The following is a 19,327-nucleotide window of genomic DNA, read 5'->3' on the forward strand; positions in this document are numbered from 1 at the left end:
TAGTGTATATAAACACGGGGTATAAGACTATAGGAATTGCACATATTACTTATTATTCAAGAATACCCATTTTTAAAAATTTTTATTTTTTTATTGTGCACCATTTGAAAGCCTGACATGAATCGTTTGCTTTGAACGCAAAATACAAAAAGACGGGGGATGGAGTAGAAAAAAGAAGTTAGGTTCGGGTTAAACAGAAGGAGGAACATAACACTTATGAGTCAAGGAAAATTTAAAAAGACGATATCACTATTGGACCTCACCCTAATCGGTCTTGGGGCGATCTTTGGATCTGCATGGCTGTTCGCCGTCAGTAACGTCGCATCCCAAGCGGGTCCAGCCGGGAGTTTCTCCTGGATCATCGGAGGCGTCATCATCCTGTTGATCGGTCTCGTATACGCAGAGTTAGGGGCGGCACTTCCCCGCACGGGAGGAATCATCCGCTATCCTGTCTACTCTCACGGGCCTCTCGTTGGATACATGATCTCATTCATTACCATCGTGGCGTACACCAGCTTGATTTCCATCGAGGTAACGGCAGTGCGTCAGTATCTGGCTTATTGGATTCCCGGTCTGACCAAGGCGGGATCGGAGTCACCGACGATTGGAGGTTGGTTGCTCCAGCTGGGACTACTCATCGCTTTTTTCCTGCTCAATTTTTGGAGCGTAAAGGCTTTTGCCAAATCCAATATCATCATTTCCATTTTCAAATACGTCGTTCCCATCACAATCATCGTCGTATTGTCGTTCCACTTTAAATCAGCAAACTTCTCTGTAGAAGCTTTTGCACCATTCGGCTTTGATGGTATCCAAGGAGCCATCGCAACGGGCGGGGTCATGTTTGCCTATCTTGGGCTTCATCCCATCGTATCGGTTGCCAGCGAGGTCAAGAACCCTCAACGGAATATTCCGATTGCCCTTGTGCTCTGCATCATCCTTGCAGCCTTGATCTATACGGCATTGCAAGTATTGTTCATCGGGGCCATCCCTACTGACACCATCAGCAATGTGGGCTGGGCTGGAATTCAAGAAGAATTCTCCCTTCCATTCGGAGATATCGCGATTGTTCTGGGTCTCGGCTGGTTATCGGCACTTGTGGTATTCGATGCCATCCTGTCCCCGGGAGGTAACGGAAACATCTTCATGAATACAACGGCGCGCCTTGTGTATGCATGGTCACGAAACGGTACGTTGTTCAAGACATTCTCTAAAGTGGACAAAGTAACGGGAATTCCCCGGTCTTCCCTGTGGTTATCACTTGGGCTTTCAATCTTCTGGACACTGCCATTCCCTTCATGGAATGCACTGGTTAATGTCTGCTCAGTAGCACTGATCCTCTCCTATGCCATTGCACCTATTTCATCGGCCACCTTCTCGGTCAATGCAAAGGGTCTAGAGAAGCCGTTTAAACTTAAAGGAATGAGTATCATCGCACCTATTTCCTTTATCTTTGCTTCTTACATTGTCTATTGGTCTGGTTGGAAGACCATCTCATGGTTGTTGGGCTCTCAACTGGTCATGTTCGTCGTTTACTTCATATTCAAGAAATATGTACCGACAGACAAAGTGAACCTTCCACAGCAGCTTAAATCAGCCTGGTGGCTCGTTGGGTATTACATCACTATGCTCATCATCTCGTACTTCGGTTCATTCGGCGGCGGAAAAGGATATCTGGATAATCCAGTCGACCTGATCCTTATTGCCATTGTATCACTCGCCATATTCTTCTGGGCGAAGTACACGGGTCTGCCGAAAGCCATGATCGATTCGGATGATGAAACACCAGAAGAAAAAGTAGAAACTTCACATTAAGACGTGCATTCTTATAGTCTTTTACCACAAAGAAAGCGTGGGACCATCAACCGGTCCCACGCTTTCTTATGTTTACTCCTCATTCTTCTGAGCAGATTTGAATTGAGTATGTGCTTCCTTGATTACCTCTTCGGGTGTGACCTCCAAATGAGACACCCCTTCTTCCCGTCCCTGCCATTTGAGATGGATCAGGAACTCGATGTTCCCGTCCCCGCCTGTGATCGGTGAGAAGGAGAGACCTTCGATATCAAAGCCCTCATTCAGTGATAGGGAAATGATCTTCTCGATCACCGTCTTATGGACAGAAGGATCTCGTACGATGCCTTTTTTCCCGACCTGATCCCTGCCCGCTTCAAATTGCGGTTTGATGAGGGCGATACAGTCGCCGCCTTGCACAAGGAGCGTCTTCAGTACAGGGAGGATCAAGGCGAGTGAGATGAAGGAGACATCGATGGACGCAAGATTCGGCATTTCGCCTTCAAGATCCTCAGGTTTCACGTATCGGAAATTTGTCCGCTCCATGACGACCACGCGCTCATCCTTCCTGAGCTTCCAGGCAAGCTGGTTGTAGCCTACATCCAGGGCATAGCTCATTTTGGCTCCGTTTTGGAGGGCACAGTCCGTGAATCCCCCGGTGGAGGCTCCGATATCCAGAAGGACTTTATCTTCTGCTGTGATATCGAATACCTTGAGGGCTTTTTCAAGCTTCAAGCCTCCCCTGCTGACGTAAGGCATCACTTTCCCTTTAACCGTCAGGGGTGAATCCTCGCTTATCTTCTCACCCGGTTTATCCAGTCTCACTTCGTTTGAATACACAAGACCGGCCATGACGGCCCTTTTTGCCTTTTCACGTGTTTCAAAAAGACCTTGTTCTACAAGAAGTATATCTAATCGTTGTTTTTTCACTTTCATGTTCAAGCCCTTTTTTGTTTTTTTGGTGTGATCGTCAAGATCCGGTCTACGACGTTTTCCTTCGTCATGCCGATTTCATTGAGCAATTCTTTGACGCTTCCATGCTCCACGAAATAATCCGGGATTCCGATGCGGTCTATAACGGCATCATGATAGCCTTTTTCCTGGGCAAACTCGAGGACCCCGCTTCCGAAGCCGCCCTGAAGGACTGCTTCTTCAATGGTCAACACTGGTATTTCCTCGGAAAGAATGGAAGAGAGCATTGCCTCATCCATCGGCTTGATGAACCGTGCATTCACGACCCGTACCGATACCCCTTGCTTCTCAAGGTCTTCCGCTGCTTCCATGGCCATCGGGATCGTGGTACCGAATGTCAGGATGACTGCATCCGTCCCGTCCTTCAGGATTTCCCACGAACCGATCGGAATGGTCTTCAATTCTTCGTCCATCTTCACACCGTAGCCATTTCCACGCGGGAAACGCAGGGCGATCGGACCATCGTTGTAGGCAAGAGCCGTATTAACCATGTGCTGGCCTTCATTTTCGTCTTTTGGCATCATAAGCACCATATTCGGCAGATGACGGAGGAAGGCAATATCGAATACCCCTTGATGTGTTTCGCCGTCTGCACCGACAAGACCCGCACGGTCGATTCCGATGAACACGTTGAGGTTCTGTCTGCAAATATCGTGAACCACTTGATCATAGGCCCGCTGGAGGAATGTCGAATAAATCGCCAGGAACGGTTTCATATCCTGGGTGGCAAGACCTGCCGCTACGGTTGCCGCATGCTGTTCGGCAATCCCGACGTCGAACATCCTGTCGGGGAATTCCTCTGCAAACCCAAGAAGGCTTGAGCCGACCGGCATGGCAGGAGTGATGGCCACGACCCGCTCATCTTCACGTGCGACCCTCCTGACCGTTTCACTGACAAGGCTGCTCCAGGACGGCGGAGCTCCTACCGGTTTGATCAGATCGCCCGTATCGATCTTGTACGGGCCGGTTCCGTGCCATGTACCGAGGGTGTCTTTTTCAGCAGGCTGGAACCCTTTCCCCTTCTTCGTGAGGACGTGAAGGAGAACCGGGCCTTTTGTCTTTTTCGCATATTGGATGTTTTCCTGTAAGTTTTCATAATCATGTCCATCGATCGGACCAAGATAGGTAAAGCCAAGCTCTTCAAAGAACATCCCGGAGACGAATAGATATTTCAAGCTGTCCTTCACCCGTTCAGCCGTACTGGCAAGCTTGCCTCCGACTGCAGGTATGCGCTTCAGGATATACTCCAGTTCATCCTTCACCCAGTTATACTTATTCGCTGTGCGAAGGCGGCCCAGGATATTGTGCAGGGCACCGACATTCGGTGCGATGGACATCTCATTATCGTTCAATACGACGATCATGTCCTTCTTTTCATGGCCGATATGGTTGAGGGCTTCGAGGGCCATCCCTCCGGTCAGGGCACCGTCCCCGATGACGGGGATGATATAGGAATCTTCCTTTTTCACATCCCGTGCAATCGCCATCCCCATGGCAGCCGAAAGGGAGGTGGAGCTGTGCCCTGTCTCCCATACGTCGTGCTCGCTTTCATTCCGTTTAGGGAAGCCGCATAGTCCCTTATATTGTCTAAGGGTATCGAACTGACCTGCACGCCCCGTCAGGATCTTGTGTACATAGGACTGATGTCCCACATCCCATAAAATTTTGTCCTTGGGACTATCAAAATGCTTATGAAGGGCTACAGTCAATTCGACCACGCCGAGATTCGGCCCGATATGACCGCCGGTTTTGGAAAGATTCCCGATCAGGAAATCACGGATATCCTGACTGAGCCCCTCCAGTTGTTCATTGGACATATCCTTTAAGAAAGAGGGATCTTTAATCGATAATAAATCCATATGGTCCACTCACTTTCATCACTAGTTAGTTTATTTCCTGTGTTTGACGTTTTGCGTTTTGTATGATTTCCACTTGGGGTATGCATTTCGCCGATTTCGACATTTTCACTGTATATTCCCTAGAATACGCAATTCCGGGCAATTTTCCAAGTGCTTTGACTTTTACTGAGTGAAAGCACTTGTCCCCGCGTGTAAAAATAGCCGCTAACACGAATGTGATAACGGCCATGCTGATCATTCAATGTATTGAATTGTTCACTATGGACCGGACTTCATCCTGTTTCTCAACGTCCGATGTAATGGCTTTCCTGAGTGGATTATACCATAAAAGGGTATTGTCCTCAAACAGCAGCTGTCAGTGGTTACGCACGGCTATGAGGTTGGCGATCTCTTCAAGAAGGACCGTATCTCTGTCCACCCTTTTCAAGGACGCGAGTGCCCCATTGAGATGATATGCCAGCTTTTCCTTTGCTCCCGCCATGGTCAAAAGTTTCGGATAGGTGCTCTTATGTTTGGATTCATCGCTTCCGACCGGCTTTCCGATCAATTCTTCCGAACCCTCGATATCCAGGATATCGTCTTGGATCTGGAAGGCAAGACCGATATGATAAGCAAACTCCTCTAAGGAAGCACGCTCTTCTTCAGAGGCATCTGACATGATGGCCCCTGCCATGACGGAGAACATAAGAAGCTTGCCCGTTTTGCGGATATGGATCGACTGTAGTTCTTCTACGGTCAACTCTCCATTTTCCCCTTCGATATCGGCGACTTGACCTCCAACCATCCCCTCTGGCCCAGCACAGCGGGCAAGGAGGGCGATCAGTTCGACCTTCTTCTTGTCTGAGAGATGCTCATCTTCAGCAAGCAGTTGAAAGCTGAATGTGAGCAGCCCATCCCCTGCAAGGATGGCCATTGCCTCACCGAACACTTTATGATTCGTCGGGTTGCCCCTCCTCAAATCATCATCATCCATGGCAGGCAGATCATCATGGATGAGGGAATATGTATGGATCATTTCAAGTGCAGAAGCCGCTGCCATCCCTGTTTTCGGATCCCGTCCGAAAGATTGCATGGTGGCCAGCACCATGAGGGGGCGAAGTCTTTTGCCACCTGCCTGCAAGGAGTAGATCATCGACTCCTTCAGGTGATCGGGAAGGGTCAGAGCTTTCACCTTCCCGATCATATGGTTGGTTACTTCAGAAAGATAGGTGGTTTGAAAATCATTGAACGACATGATCATTCCTCCTCAGGGAGATCGATCGTTTGCTCCCCCTCATCCGTCATCATCTTCGTAAGCTTATTCTCCGCTTGCTGAAGCGTATCGTGGCAATACTTAGAAAGGTTCATCCCCTTCTGATAGTAATCGATGGCCTGTTCCAAAGGGACCTCGCCTTCTTCGAGCTTTTCTACGATTTCTTCAAGCTGGGCAATCGCCTCTTCAAACGTCGGTTCATTTTTCTTTGCTTTCGGCATGTGGTTCACTCTCCTCAATAGAATCTGCCTTACAATGTATTCGACCATCCTTGACCCGGACGGTCAGGGATTGTCCTTTTTGCACCTGTGCAACCGAGGTGATCAAACTGTCATCTTCACTGTAGGACAAGCTATATCCACGTTCCATGACTTTCAATGGGCTCAGCGCCTCCATCGTCGAGAGAATCGACAAGAACTGTTGGCGCTTCTCCTTCAGTCCAGAGGCATATTGCTTTTCAAGTCGTGACTGCATGGATCGCAATCGTTCCCCTTGAAGCTTGATCATACGATCCGGATGAAGACGAAGCATCCTTTCAGTTAATTGACCGGTATGGTCCTGCAGCTCTTTGAGACGGGAGGCTGCTGCCCTGTCCATCTTCTCATTGAGACGGTCGAGTTGCTCCATCTTCTGCTGGTAGACCAGATGAGGATTTCGTAACGAATAGGACCTTCTCAGTGTTTCCAGCCGTTGACGGTCATGGTTGAGCCTGTTTTTGAAGGCTTTGATGAGCCGGAGTTTACGGTTCATCACCCGTTCAAGGAGGTCATCAATGTGGGGAACGGCAAGCTCTCCGGCAGCAGTAGGGGTCGGCGCCCTGAGATCGGCTACAAAGTCTGCAATGGTGAAATCTGTTTCATGTCCGACTGCTGAAATGATGGGAACCATCGAGTCTGCTATGGCATCTGCAACAATCTCTTCGTTGAATGCCCATAACTCTTCAATGGATCCGCCACCCCTGCCGATGATCAATACATCGATTGTCGGGTCTTCATTGACTTTATGGATGGCCTCCGCAACGGAAGCCGGTGCTTTTTCCCCCTGGACCAGTGCAGGATAGACGAGGACTTCCCCGATGGGGTATCTCCTTTTGATGGTAGTGATGATATCTCTGATGGCCGCTCCTGTCGGGGACGTGACGACAGCGATCCTGGACGGGAAGGAAGGGATCTTCTTTTTTCTGGACTCATCGAAATATCCGGCACCCTTCAGCTTTTCCTTGAGTTGTTCATACGCAAGATACAGAGCACCGATACCGTCGGGCTGCATATCCTTCACATAAATTTGATACTGTCCGCCTGCTTCGTAGACGGATAGATCTCCGCGAATGAGAACATTCATCCCGTTTTCCGGTCTGAACTTCAGCGACTGATTCTGGCTTGAAAACATCACGGCCAGGATGCGTGCCTTTTCATCTTTCAACGTGAAATACATATGACCGCTGGAATGCCGTTTGAAGTTCGAGATCTCCCCTTTGACGTAGACACCGTTCAAATGGGGATCCCGGTCGAATTTCCGTTTTATGTATTTTGTCAGAGCTTGTACGGTTAAGTAGGTTGCTTGTTCCATCTCCATGTGAGTCCTGACTCCTTTTTTGCATGTACTGGGCGTCTGAATGAGCAGGTGCTCAATCAAAAGAAAGGGACGCATCCGCTGTCCCTTCCATTGGTATCCATTGTACTATGTTTCACTCATTTTTACGATTCAAAACATGCCCGTGGCAGACTTCACTGTATTATGAAGAAGCATGGTGATGGTCAAAGGGCCGATTCCACCTGGAACCGGTGTAAGCAAGCCGGCCCGTCCCATCACGTCATCGGCATCGACATCACCGCAAACGCCGCCATCTTCTCCCCTGTTCATACCAGCATCGATGACCAGGGCTCCGGGTTTAATGGCTTCTCTTCCGATAAACCCGGCCTTTCCTGCGGCGGAGATGAGGATGTCGGCCTGTCTGGTGAGGGAAAAGAGATCCTCCGTGATCGATTGACATTGTGTTACAGTCGCATCACGGTTCACTAGCATCGTCCCTAACGGTTTACCGATCAGATTGCTCTTACCGATGATCACCACGTGACGGCCTGCGATGGGGATTTTCTCATGCTGAAGCATTTTGGTGATGGCGAGGGGGGCGCAAGGGTGGAAGGTTTCCTGAGCGGTTGCCAACCTGCCGATGGAAAGGGGATGAAGGCCATCGATATCCTTCGTCGGGGATACCGCCCCCACGACGCTGGCGGGGTCGATATGGCCGGGAAGGGGCAACTGGACGAGGATACCGTGTATATGGCCGGCTGTGTTCAACTGATCAATGAGTCCAACTAACTGGTCTTGATCGGCAGACTCAAAGTGATGGAGTTCGGAATGGATACCGACATCGGAACAAGCCTTTTCTTTTAACCTGACAAAGGACCTCGATGCAGGATTATCCCCGACGAGGATGATGGCAAGTCCCGGAGTGATGCCACGTTGTTTCAGCTTTCTGACCCGGGCCTTCAATTCCAGACGCCACTCATTAGAAATCTTCGTACCATCTATGATCCTGGTCGACATCCGCACAAGCTCCCTTCTCGATCAGTCTTGCTTCACTTTGGACAGCACTCCATTGACGAACTTACTTGACTGCTCGTCTCCGAAAATCTTGGCAATCTCAACGGCTTCATTAATCGCGACTTTTCCAGGTACGTCCTCTACATGAAGAAGTTCATAGGTACCGATACGCAAAATATTGCGATCGACCTTGGCCAATCGATCGAACGACCATTTTTCAAGATTCCCTTTGATGACCTCGTCGATGGAATCCTGGTGTTCAATGAACCCAAGCACAAGCTGCTGTAGGTATGCATCCATCTTCTCTTCTTCCAACACATTCGAAAGGGCCGCCTCCGGCTCAATCCCGCTCATATCTATTTGAAATAACGCCTGCAATGCCTTTTCACGGGCTACTCTTCTTTTCATGATAATGACTCCTTTTAATCCAAACTCAATTTACATACCTTTGATAATAGCACAAACCGGCACCAATACGCACGCGTAACTAAAAAAATCAATATTCTAAAAACAATAATGATAAATGGGATTGGAAGGTTAATCAACTACGAAAGAAACTTACATATCCAGACGGCCCCGTTTGTTTAAGCCGTTTCAGCCCCCGTCCGTTTATTCGCACAGCACATGATTGATAAATTCTGTTTTTGCTTCGGTATATCTCTCACGGTCATGAATATATTCTTGTGCTAACCGTCTTTTAAGTGCAGCATATTGATCCGCAAGACGTATCTCGAAATATAAGTTGCTCACCCCAGCGTTTTTCTCCTTCTTGCATGAGATGTAAATGAGCTACCCGTTTATCGTTCTTTACTTTTACAAACAATCTCCTCCACTGCTGTTTGTCTAATTCGGGGTACATAATGCCAATCGTATATAGATAGATGCTCCGCTATTCTGTTGATCTGTCCAAATCATGAAAAAGAAGCCATCAAGTCGATAATGGGCTTAGCGGGCAGATCGGGAATGGCTGTACTTCCAATGTGTTCTACTTCCTTGACTCCGAATGCAGAAAGGATGCGGTGCAGCTCTTTGCTTTCCAGGATACCTCTATCCTTCCAAGTGAGGTCTGAATTCTTGATCTCAATTGTTTCATATGCCCATACCGGGATATTCCGCTGATCATCATTGGTCATATCGCCCATCCTCCTTGAACAAAGCGCTATCAGTTATCACAGGTTCGATATCCGCCGAAACTTACTGCGTTGGTATCAAGCGGCGTACCCTTCCTTATAAAAGCTTCGCTTTCGATTGGGCATTCTCACTCCCTCGCCCTCATCGTTTTTTATGGACTGTGTTGCGTCCAATATTATTGAAGCAGGGGCGGGTCGTCCTGGACCGTCATACATAAGCTGAGCCATTGAAAAGATGGAACACCCTTATCCTCCATTCCGAAAGAAAAAGGGCAGCCCATGACAGGCTGCCCTTTTCTACTACATTTCTTCTTCAATCTCAGGTTCGATCCTTTGATTTTCAAACTGTACGCCGACGATATGAACGTTGACTTCTTCTGCCTCTAGGGCCGTCATGTTCAAGAGTGCCTGACGGATATTGTCCTGGATCTTTTGGGCGACATTCGGAATGGAGACGCCGAACTGCATGATGCAGTATACATCGATCAGGATACCGTCTTCAGCAAGTTCCACTTTGACACCTTTACCATGATTTTTCTTGCCTAGGCGTTCAACGACACCTGACGCAAAGTTTCCGCGCATCTGTGAGACGCCTTCCACTTCAGAGGCCGCGATCCCCGCAATGACCTCGATCACTTCCGGAGCGATTTCGATCTTCCCAAGTCCGTCTTTACCGTGAGACATCTGTAAAAGATTTTGATTTTCCGCCATTCGTGGTCCCTCCCTGGATTTCTCTAGGATTTCATAATTTCATATTTCTCTAGGAATTTCGTATTGAAATCTCCACCTACAAAGGTTTCGTGTTCCAACAGTTTCAAGTGGAATCCGATGGTTGTGTGAACTCCTTCGACAACGAATTCATTCAGTGCACGCTTCATCCTTGAAATGGCTTCTTCCCTCGTTGCCCCGAATGAAATGACCTTCGCGATCATGCTATCGTAGTAAGGCGGGATCATATAACCAGGATATGCAGCAGAATCGACCCTTACACCTACACCGCCTGGAGGCAGATACATCTCGATCCTTCCCGCGGATGGCATGAAGTTCTTTTCAGGATTCTCTGCGTTGATGCGGCACTCGATCGCCCACCCGTTGAAGGTCACATCTTCTTGTGTCAGGGAAAGTTTCTCCCCTGAAGCCACCCGGATCTGTTCCTTGATGAGGTCGACGCCAGTGACTTGTTCCGTCACGGGATGTTCGACCTGGATACGGGTATTCATCTCCATGAAATAGAAGGATTGCTGATTGTAATCATAGATAAATTCTACCGTGCCGGCACCTGTATAATCAACCGCTTCTGCCGCTTTTACAGCAGCATCTCCCATTCTTTCCCGAACTTCTTCGTTCAAGGCAGGTGACGGGCTTTCTTCAAGGAGCTTTTGCAGACGACGTTGGATCGTGCAGTCACGCTCCCCGAGGTGGATGACGTTCCCGAAATTATCAGCCATGACCTGGATCTCGACGTGACGGAAATCCTCGATGAATTTCTCGATATAGACACCCGGGTTCCCGAATGCCGTCATTGCTTCCTGCTGGGTGATGTTGACACCCTTCACGAGCTCTTCTTCGGTCTTCGCAACACGGATCCCTTTACCTCCACCGCCGGCAGTCGCCTTGATGATGACAGGATATCCCATGGATTCAGCAAGTGCTACTGCTTCTTCTGCATCCTTGACGATCCCTTTGGAGCCGGGAACGACGGGTACACCTGCTTCGCGCATCGTTTCACGCGCCACATCCTTCGTACCCATTTTCGAAATGGCTTCAGGTGATGGGCCGATGAAAGTGATGTGGCATTCGCGGCATAATTCCGCGAAATCAGAGTTCTCCGCAAGGAAGCCATAGCCTGGATGGATCGCATCACAGCCTGTGAGCTTTGCAACAGAGATGATATTCGTGAAATTCAGGTAGCTGTCTTTCGACGTCTTCGGACCGATACAATATGCTTCATCGGCCAGCTGTACGTGTAGTGCTTCTTTATCTGCTTCGGAGTAGACGGCTACGCTTTCGATGTCCATATCCCGGCAAGCCCGGATGATGCGGACGGCGATCTCTCCCCGATTGGCAACTAATACTTTCTTAATCATGAGTCCATTCGCTCCTTATTCAGGTTTCACCAAGAACAATGGCTGACCGTATTCGACCAGTTGACCATCCTTCACTAGGATCTCGGCGATTTCCCCTTTTACTTCGGCTTCGATTTCGTTGAACAGCTTCATGGCTTCAACGATGCAGACAACGGAATTCTCGTCCACTTTGGAGCCCAATTTCACATAGGCACCTGATTCTGGTGAAGAGGATTGATAGAATGTCCCTACCATCGGTGACGTGATGGTATGAAGATTGGATTGATCTGCAGGTGCTTCCGCTGCCGGTGCTTCCTGCTTTGGTGCAGGTGCTGCTGCAGCCGGAGCCTGTTGGATGGCCTGAACGGCCGGTTCGCGTACCTCTTGTACGGCTTGTACTTGTTGTACAGCGTTCTTTTTCAGCTTGATCTTGGAACCTTCGTGCTCGTATGTAAATTCATCCACACTTGATTGGTCTACCAATTTGATTATTTCCCGGATTTCTTGGATTTTTAACACAATTTTACACCCCTCTTAATGGTTAACTAATTATGACTAGCTACTAATATCATACGATAATATCTAGTCTAAATTCAACATATGATTCTTGTTGTGGTGGGACTTACCTATCCCTTACCCTTATTCTAGACCTTTTCAACAAAAAAATAAAATGGTTACCCGAAAAAATGGAGAACAAAAAAAGCCTGACCTCCCCTTCCGGGAAATCAGGCTTTGGAGCGGGCTTAATTATTCGGCTGGAACTCTACTGCAACCGGCTTCAATTGACCGACTTCACTTTTGACGAGGCGGATGATTTCATTGGCCTCAGTGGCACTATGCTCTTTATCAGACTTGACTGTGATACGGATATTCTCTGCTGATGCCCTGACGAGTGCATCCTTGTAGCCCATCGTTTTGATCAGCGTTTCAAGGACTTCCTCTGTCATGGCCGAATCCTTCAGGTTTTCCATTTCTTCATAGGCAGCGCTTTTATCTTCTGCCGAAACTTCCGGATCTCCCACTTTCGCTTCAAGTTCCTCCCTCATCTGATCCCGCTTCTCATTTACTTCGATGCGGAGGGCTTCGAACATTTCATTGCCGGCAGCATCCGTCACCACTTCCACATCACCCGATGTTTCTTTGTCCTTTGCCCCTTTTTTTGCATCTTCTGCTGCGAAATCCGTGGCCTGCTGCGTAGGTGAAGTGATGTAATATACCGATAGGACAATCACAAGGCTCAGCATCGTCAACAACCATACCGTTTGCTTTTTCAATAACATGTATCGTTTCCCCCTTATTTTTTCGGTAGGACCGAAACCCGGTGGCTTGGTACATCCAGCGTACGGGTCACTGCCTCGATGATCCATTTTTTCAGCTGTATATTATCGGCTCCCTTGGCTACTACCAGGACTCCGCTTACTTTTGGTTTTTTTGTTTCTTTGATGATGGGAACTTCTTTCTCTCCATCCCGGATGATCACGATCTGCTCTTCCTTGTTGCTTTCCTGGATGGACCGTTCCCCGCCTTGCTTGTCTACCTCATCGGTCTTCTGATTGGATTGGGTCGCATTTTTCTCGAACACCTTGCTCTCCGTTGCTTCGACGTTGACGACGACATGGGCTTCGCTCACACCGACAATCTGATCGAGCGCTTCCTTGAGCTGATTCTTATAATGTTCTTCATATTCTTTCATCAGCTGCTCCGTATCGGATTCTTTTGACCCAAAAGCCGGTACCTCCTCAGGACTACTAGAAACTTCGACGGCATCTTTTTTCGGTACCCATAGATCACTCATCAGCATAAAGGCTACCCCGAGGAGCAATACGATCAGGACGTATTGATATTTCTTCCCTTTCTTACCTGGCGGAGGGTTTGGCCTTTCCTTTGAAAACCATTCCTTCAATGCTTGTAACGGTCCTTTATCGAGATTCACGGGATGAATTCCCCCCTTCGACTGAAATGATTAGCTGATCCTGGTCCAGACTCCATTTTTCTGCTAGAAATGAGGCGATCCCTGAGTTGTCATTTTTTGCTTCCCTGTTTACCTTCTTCTCTTGTGAATCGATCTCCACCATCTGTACCGCTTCTACCGAATCATCTTTTTCCTCCGTCAGATGAACCGTGACGCTCGTGATGCTCTCGGGCAACCGGTCCAGATCTTCGGCCTGTATGTCGACACTGTCAATGACTTTGTTATGCCGGTCCATCATCTCCTTTTCAGCATCGTTTTTCATTTGGACAGCCATTTGTTCTAAAATATATGCACGCTGTGAAGCTTGTATTTCTTTTTTCTTCGATTCAATCGAATTTTCTACAGATTGACTGGTTGATTGCTTCCAATCCATGGACGCAAGGGCTGCGTCAAAATCGGTTGTGAACAATTTAAGGAGTGGCGTCAAGATGATCGTGATCAGGATGAGACCGGTGACGATTTTGGCATACTTCTTCATGTTCGAGCTTGGCAGGAGCATGTCGATGACCGTCGCCAAGAGGATGAACACGATGATGTTCGTGATCCATTCGGTTAAAAATGACATCGGGGATCCTCCTTTTGAAAGCTGTTACCGGACCATCATGGTAATATTCCCTGCAGCCACGATGATGGTGATGCTGAGGAAAAACATGAACGATACGATGGCCAGGGCAGCAAAGACGTAAATAATGCTTTTCGAGATGGTATCGAGGCACTCAATCACCGGTCCTCCCCAAGAGGCTGGAGGAGGGCGGCAGCCAGTTTATAGATGAACGCAATCATCAGGATCTTGATGGCGGGGAATGCCGCAATCAGCAGGATGATGGCCACCCCTGCGATCCCTACGGTGTTCTTAAGAAGGACCGAAGCGCTGATGACCGTGTCGGTTGCATCGGTGAACATCCGGCCGATCACGGGGACGAAATTCCCGGTGACGAATTTGGCCGTCCTGATCGAGACACCGTCCGAGACGGCGGCAGTGGTCCCCTGGACTGAGATCACGCCAAGAAAGATGGTCATGAATGCACCCAGCAATCCAATGCTCCATGTCCTGAGGAGCTGTGCGAGCTGTGTGACCTTATAGTGGGTCGATAATGTGCTCACGATGCTCAGAAGCGTGGACAGGAATAGGAGGGGCAGGACGACATTCTTGATCAATAGACCGCTTGTATTCATGAGGAAGATGATGACCGGATGAAAGAAGGCAGCAGATATGAGGCCGCCTGATGCAGCGATCAATGCGAGCAGGAGCGGGATGAGGGCGATGATGAAATTGACCATGGTGGTGATGGCCTCATACGTATAATCGATGGCCACATGGAAGCTGTTAAGGGCGATGATGATCAGGACCATGAAGACGATCCCATAAGCGACCTTGCTGACATTTCCTCCTTCAAATGCATTCTGAAGCGACTGAAGGAACATACTGAAGATCGTGAGGAGGATCAGTGTACCGAGAAGCTTGCCGTTCATCATCAGCTCCTGAAAAGCAAAGTGCAGCAGTCCGGTGAACCAAGCTTTGAACGAAAACTCTTTCTCTCCTTTGATGAAGTCGATGAGGCTTCCTTTTTGACTCTCAGGTAGGAACCCCCCGTAATCATCCACGATGCTTGTCCAATATCCTTTCAGCTCATCGATACCGAGATGATCGATCTGCTCGTTGATCATTTCATCCTGGAGGGTTGAATCCTCCCCCGAATTTCCTTCGGCTTGTCCGGTTGCAGGGAATAAGAAGGTGATTAATAGGATGAGCACGAACGTGCGTTGGATGACTTTCATGATTTCCCCCCTCGGGAACGGTTCAAGTGGACGGGATCATATTGATGATCGTTTCGATGATGACCGTCAAAATCGGGATGGCCATGGCGAGGATCAGGATCTTCCCGGCAAGCTCGACCTTGGCAGCGATGGCTCCCTCCCCGGCATCCCTCGTGATATGAGCGGCAAATTCAGCTATATAGGCGATCCCGATGATCTTCAGGATCGTCTGAACATACACAAGGTTCACATTTGCATTCGCAGCCAGTTTCTCAAGCATATGAATGATGGCGTAGATCTGATCAATGAGGAACAGGAAGATCGAGCAGCCGACAAAAACGATGAGCAGAAAAGCAAAGTTCGGCTTCTGTTCCTTGATGAGCAAGGCCAGGAATGTCGAGACTAGTGCGATTCCGACTATCTGGATGATCTCAATCGTCGTCCCCCCCTTTCCTATCCCTGATACAAGAAGACCGATTTGATTTTTTGAAATAATTCATCCACGATGGATGCCACCATGAACAGAATATAGATAAAACCGAATAACGTGACCCACTGGGCATATTCCTTCTTTCCCATTTGATCAAGGATCGTGTGCAGGAAAGCCACGACGATCCCCACCCCTGCAATTTTAAAAATGATATCCACGTCTATTCCCATCTTGTTTTCCTCCTTCGCGTCACAGCAGAAGGATGATGAGAAGCAGCCCCGTCAAAAAACCGAGGCTCTTAGTCATCCGTTCATACTTCTTCTGCTTCTCGGCCGCTTCTACTTCTTCTCGTTCCAAGTGCAGCAAGGCAAGCCTGATATGCTTTTGTTCCGTGACAATGTCATGACGGCCGAGCGTCTGTCCAAACTGTTTGAGGATTTCGTAATCCTCCTTCTTGAGGGCGGTCATTTTCCATATTGCATCCAGGCTTTCCTCCCATGCCCTCCGTACGGATATTTCCTCCTTGGTCAACTTCCTGGAGAAGGAATCAAAGATCAGGGATACCGGGGATGTGAGCTGCGATGATATTTTCCTGGCCGCTTCATGAAGCGGGGTATGGCTATAGGTGATCTCAGCTTCAAGATACTGAAGTGCCGACTTCAACGAGCGTAATTGTTTCGGTCGCTCCGTCAAGACTTTGGATAGCTCAAATCCTGCCCACGAAGTGGACAGCAGAATGAAGATTGCACCGATGATTTTGATCATGTAGCTCTGAGCCCTGATGGTGAAAGCAGCTTCCCATCTGCATCGAGCACACGATGGATCACACCAGGCTCTCCCCCTTTTTCAGCTCCACGAATCGATCGAATGTATGGAGGTCCATGACCTCCCTGATCACGGGGCGCTTTCTCACCTCTTCTAGGGAATCACCATGGACCGTTGATATCAGGGTGATTCCTGCATTGACAGCTTCCTGAATGGCGGTACCGTCTTCTTGACGGCCGATTTCATCCACGATAAGCACATCTGGGCTCATGGAACGGATGAGCATCATCATGCCCTCTGCTTTCGGACAGGCATCGAGTACATCGATGCGCTGGCCGAATGACAACTGAGGTACACCTTCCACGCACCCTGCAATTTCGGATCGTTCATCCACAATCCCCACCTTCGCCGGTGGGATCCGTTCCCCGGGTACCCCGCTTGAGATCATGCGTGCAATATCCCTCAGCAACGTGGTCTTCCCTGTCTGTGGGGGCCCGATGATCATCGTATGCTTCCATCCTCCGCCTGACAGATAGGGGATGAGGGGCTCCGCGATCCCGATCTTTTGACGGGCGACGCGGATGTTGAAGGAGGACAGGTTCCGTATGCCCTTCACGACCCCTCCTTCGAGGATGACTTTCCCGGCGAGACCGACCCGGTGTCCTCCTTCGATGGTGATATATCCTCGTCTCAGCTCCTCTTCCAGTGCATAAAACGAGTGTTTCGACAGTTTGTTTATCAGGTTTTCGCTATCTTCTGCGGTGACTGTGTACGGGAGGAAATGCGGCTTCCCCCTTGACGTCACTTCCAGTTCTCTATGGGTTCTCACCCTTATCTCTTCAATGGATTCTAGCAATGGTCGCGGCAGGAGCTGAATATGGCTGGATATGGTGGTGGGAAGCATGGCCAGGATCTCTTGCATGAACTCTACCTCCTAACGAAATTCCATTACGGGATATGTACAAGCTCCCGGATAATACAATGTATTTCGCCAACGGTCGGTTTATGACAGATTGTTCAGTGTGGAAGGACGAGGAATGAGGATCTTTGAGTGGGGGGAGGTGACTTTTCGGGCTAATAAAAAAAGCCAAGCGGAAAATTCCCGCTTGGCTTTACGTTCAGATTATGCGCGTGATACGTACGAACCATCCGTTGTATTTACAACCAATTTATCCCCTTCATTGACGAAGAAAGGAACGTTCACCACAAGTCCGGTTTCCGTTTTGGCAGGTTTTGATCCGCCGGAAGCCGTATCGCCTTTGATTCCTGGTTCTGTTTCTGTTACTTCGAGTTCAACCGTGTTCGGAAGCTCAACACCCAATGTTTCACCTTGATACATCATGATGGAAACTTCCATGTTTTCTTTAAGGTACTTCAACTCATATTCAATGGAAGGAGCCGGAAGCTCGATTTGCTCGTAGCTTTCGTTATCCATGAATACGTGCATATCTCCATTGGCATAGAGATATTGCATGCGGCGGTTGTCAATTTGGGCTTTGCCCACTTTTTCACCCGCACGGAAAGTTTTCTCCTGGATCGCACCTGTACGCAGGTTACGAAGCTTGGAGCGTACGAAGGCTGCTCCCTTACCAGGTTTAACGTGTTGGAAATCCATCACGCGCCAGATCCCGTTATCTACTTCGATGGTTAGTCCTGTACGAAAATCATTAACTGAAATCATGTATGTTCCTCCTACTATATAATAATCCTGTCTGCCATCAGAATGGCAAGATGATCAATTCTTTCGACGAATGCATGAGGTTGTCATTACCACCCTCGGTGATCACCAGATCATCCTCGATCCGCACGCCACCGACTCCCGGCACGTAAATGCCAGGTTCCACTGTGACGATCATACCCGGCTCAAGGGTCGTTTCCGATCTGAATGAAAGCCCTGGACCCTCGTGGACCTCAAGTCCGATCCCGTGTCCTAGTGAATGGCCGAAACAGTCCCCATACCCTTTTTCGGTTATGTAGTCTCGACTGATGGCGTCAGCTTCCTTACCGGTCATGCCGGGTTTGATCTGCTCGACAGCCATCAACTGGGATTGCAGGACGATATCGTAGATTTCCTTCAGCTTCTCGCTGGGCTCACCGACTGAAATGGTCCTTGTCATATCTGAAGCATATCCATTATAGTATGCACCAAAGTCAAGGGTTACAAAATCCCCTTTTTCAATGACTTTCTCGCTTGCCACCCCGTGAGGCATGGCAGAGCGGAGTCCCGATGCGACGATGGTATCGAATGAAGAACTGGTCGCGCCTTGCTTCCGCATGAAGAACTCCATTTCATTGGAAACGTCCAGCTCGGTCAAACCAGGTCTGATGTAATCCAGGATATGCTTGAATGTAGCTTCGGCGATGTCCGCAGCATACTTAATTATCTTAATCTCTTCAGGAGTCTTAATCAAGCGTAATTTTTCCACTACACCCGACACCGGGACAAATTCGGCACTGAGGGCAGCCTGATAGGTCGTGAAGGCATCATAGGTCATGTAGTCCTTCTCGAAGCCGACCTTCTTGAGCCCGAGTTCCTTCACCTGCTTGGCCACTTCTTCGTGAATCGGTCCTTTATGCTGGATGATGTCATATCCGACAGCCTGCTCCGCAGCCTGCTCGGTATAACGGAAGTCAGTGATGAATAAGGCTTTTTCCGCTGAGATGAGAACCACTCCTGCCGATCCCGTGAAGTTGGTCATATAGCGGCGATTGAATTCGCTTGTAATCAAGAGTCCATCAATGTTTCGTTCATTCAAAGATTCGCGTAAACGGTCAATTTTTGTCATGT

At 48.8% G+C, this 19,327-nt stretch carries 20 protein-coding genes and 2 pseudogenes; 1 reads left to right on the top strand and 21 read right to left on the bottom strand.

What is annotated here, in order from left to right:
- Positions 1-216 precede the first annotated feature (216 nt).
- Entirely contained in the window at positions 217-1,812 is a 1,596-nt protein-coding gene (locus D5E69_RS14410; RefSeq protein ID WP_048006026.1) for an APC family permease, read from the top strand.
- Positions 1,813-1,884: 72 nt separating this feature from the next.
- On the opposite strand, the gene D5E69_RS14415 is transcribed toward D5E69_RS14410, so the two are convergent.
- The 21 genes and pseudogenes from D5E69_RS14415 to D5E69_RS14515 all read right to left on the bottom strand — a co-directional run bounded on the left by D5E69_RS14415 (position 1,885) and on the right by D5E69_RS14515 (position 19,325).
- Positions 1,885-2,724, bottom strand: coding sequence for a TlyA family RNA methyltransferase (locus D5E69_RS14415; RefSeq protein ID WP_159129849.1), 840 nt, complete (start codon positions 2,722-2,724; stop codon positions 1,885-1,887).
- A 2-nt stretch (positions 2,725-2,726) separates the two neighbouring features.
- The gene (gene dxs, locus D5E69_RS14420; RefSeq protein WP_048006028.1) at positions 2,727-4,619 is read right to left on the bottom strand and encodes a 1-deoxy-D-xylulose-5-phosphate synthase; all 1,893 of its coding nucleotides are present in this window, start codon (positions 4,617-4,619) and stop codon (positions 2,727-2,729) included.
- Between the two features lie 355 nt (positions 4,620-4,974).
- Positions 4,975-5,859, bottom strand: coding sequence for a polyprenyl synthetase family protein (locus tag D5E69_RS14425; RefSeq protein WP_048006029.1), 885 nt, complete (start codon positions 5,857-5,859; stop codon positions 4,975-4,977).
- A complete protein-coding gene (locus D5E69_RS14430) occupies positions 5,856-6,092 on the bottom strand; it encodes an exodeoxyribonuclease VII small subunit (protein ID WP_048006030.1) in 237 nt (78 codons plus the stop codon). Before D5E69_RS14430 ends, D5E69_RS14425 begins: the two co-directional genes overlap by 4 nt.
- Entirely contained in the window at positions 6,070-7,440 is a 1,371-nt protein-coding gene (xseA, locus tag D5E69_RS14435; RefSeq protein ID WP_159130365.1) for an exodeoxyribonuclease VII large subunit, read from the bottom strand. The genes D5E69_RS14430 and xseA overlap by 23 nt, the downstream gene beginning before the upstream one ends.
- A 135-nt stretch (positions 7,441-7,575) precedes the next feature.
- Positions 7,576-8,421 (bottom strand): bifunctional 5,10-methylenetetrahydrofolate dehydrogenase/5,10-methenyltetrahydrofolate cyclohydrolase, encoded by an 846-nt coding sequence (locus D5E69_RS14440; RefSeq protein ID WP_048006031.1) that lies wholly within the window; start codon positions 8,419-8,421, stop codon positions 7,576-7,578.
- 21 nt (positions 8,422-8,442) lie between these two features.
- Positions 8,443-8,826, bottom strand: coding sequence for a transcription antitermination factor NusB (gene nusB, locus D5E69_RS14445; RefSeq protein WP_048006032.1), 384 nt, complete (start codon positions 8,824-8,826; stop codon positions 8,443-8,445).
- Positions 8,827-9,027: 201 nt separating this feature from the next.
- Positions 9,028-9,551, bottom strand: a pseudogene (locus D5E69_RS23985) (GrpB family protein).
- A 297-nt stretch (positions 9,552-9,848) separates the two neighbouring features.
- Positions 9,849-10,259 (bottom strand): Asp23/Gls24 family envelope stress response protein, encoded by a 411-nt coding sequence (locus D5E69_RS14455; RefSeq protein ID WP_048006033.1) that lies wholly within the window; start codon positions 10,257-10,259, stop codon positions 9,849-9,851.
- 23 nt (positions 10,260-10,282) lie between these two features.
- Positions 10,283-11,635: an acetyl-CoA carboxylase biotin carboxylase subunit gene (accC, locus tag D5E69_RS14460; protein ID WP_048014023.1), complete on the bottom strand. Its 1,353-nt coding sequence runs from the start codon at positions 11,633-11,635 to the stop codon at positions 10,283-10,285.
- A gap of 15 nt (positions 11,636-11,650) precedes the next feature.
- A complete protein-coding gene (accB, locus tag D5E69_RS14465; RefSeq protein WP_048014022.1) occupies positions 11,651-12,133 on the bottom strand; it encodes an acetyl-CoA carboxylase biotin carboxyl carrier protein in 483 nt (160 codons plus the stop codon).
- 224 nt (positions 12,134-12,357) lie between these two features.
- Positions 12,358-12,894 (bottom strand): SpoIIIAH-like family protein, encoded by a 537-nt coding sequence (locus tag D5E69_RS14470; protein ID WP_048006036.1) that lies wholly within the window; start codon positions 12,892-12,894, stop codon positions 12,358-12,360.
- Positions 12,895-12,908: 14 nt separating this feature from the next.
- On the bottom strand, positions 12,909-13,547 hold the full coding sequence (gene spoIIIAG, locus D5E69_RS14475; protein WP_048006037.1) for a stage III sporulation protein AG: 639 nt from the start codon (positions 13,545-13,547) through the stop codon (positions 12,909-12,911).
- Positions 13,534-14,151: a stage III sporulation protein AF gene (gene spoIIIAF, locus D5E69_RS14480; protein WP_048006038.1), complete on the bottom strand. Its 618-nt coding sequence runs from the start codon at positions 14,149-14,151 to the stop codon at positions 13,534-13,536. The genes spoIIIAG and spoIIIAF overlap by 14 nt, the downstream gene beginning before the upstream one ends.
- A gap of 24 nt (positions 14,152-14,175) precedes the next feature.
- Positions 14,176-15,365: pseudogene (gene spoIIIAE / locus D5E69_RS14485) on the bottom strand (stage III sporulation protein AE).
- A 22-nt stretch (positions 15,366-15,387) separates the two neighbouring features.
- Entirely contained in the window at positions 15,388-15,771 is a 384-nt protein-coding gene (spoIIIAD, locus tag D5E69_RS14490) for a stage III sporulation protein AD (protein WP_142128645.1), read from the bottom strand.
- Positions 15,772-15,797: 26 nt separating this feature from the next.
- Positions 15,798-16,004, bottom strand: a complete 207-nt coding sequence (gene spoIIIAC, locus D5E69_RS14495) for a stage III sporulation protein AC (RefSeq protein ID WP_048006041.1) — start codon at positions 16,002-16,004, stop codon at positions 15,798-15,800.
- A gap of 19 nt (positions 16,005-16,023) precedes the next feature.
- The gene (gene spoIIIAB, locus D5E69_RS14500; RefSeq protein ID WP_048006042.1) at positions 16,024-16,539 is read right to left on the bottom strand and encodes a stage III sporulation protein SpoIIIAB; all 516 of its coding nucleotides are present in this window, start codon (positions 16,537-16,539) and stop codon (positions 16,024-16,026) included.
- A gap of 58 nt (positions 16,540-16,597) precedes the next feature.
- On the bottom strand, positions 16,598-17,461 hold the full coding sequence (gene spoIIIAA, locus D5E69_RS14505) for a stage III sporulation protein AA (protein ID WP_159129850.1): 864 nt from the start codon (positions 17,459-17,461) through the stop codon (positions 16,598-16,600).
- A 201-nt stretch (positions 17,462-17,662) separates the two neighbouring features.
- A complete protein-coding gene (gene efp / locus D5E69_RS14510) occupies positions 17,663-18,220 on the bottom strand; it encodes an elongation factor P (protein WP_048006044.1) in 558 nt (185 codons plus the stop codon).
- A gap of 37 nt (positions 18,221-18,257) precedes the next feature.
- A complete protein-coding gene (locus D5E69_RS14515; protein ID WP_048006045.1) occupies positions 18,258-19,325 on the bottom strand; it encodes a M24 family metallopeptidase in 1,068 nt (355 codons plus the stop codon).
- Between the last annotated feature and the right edge of the window lie 2 nt (positions 19,326-19,327).

This window comes from Rossellomorea marisflavi, assembly GCF_009806575.1.
GTDB lineage: Bacteria > Bacillota > Bacilli > Bacillales > Bacillaceae_B > Rossellomorea > Rossellomorea marisflavi_A.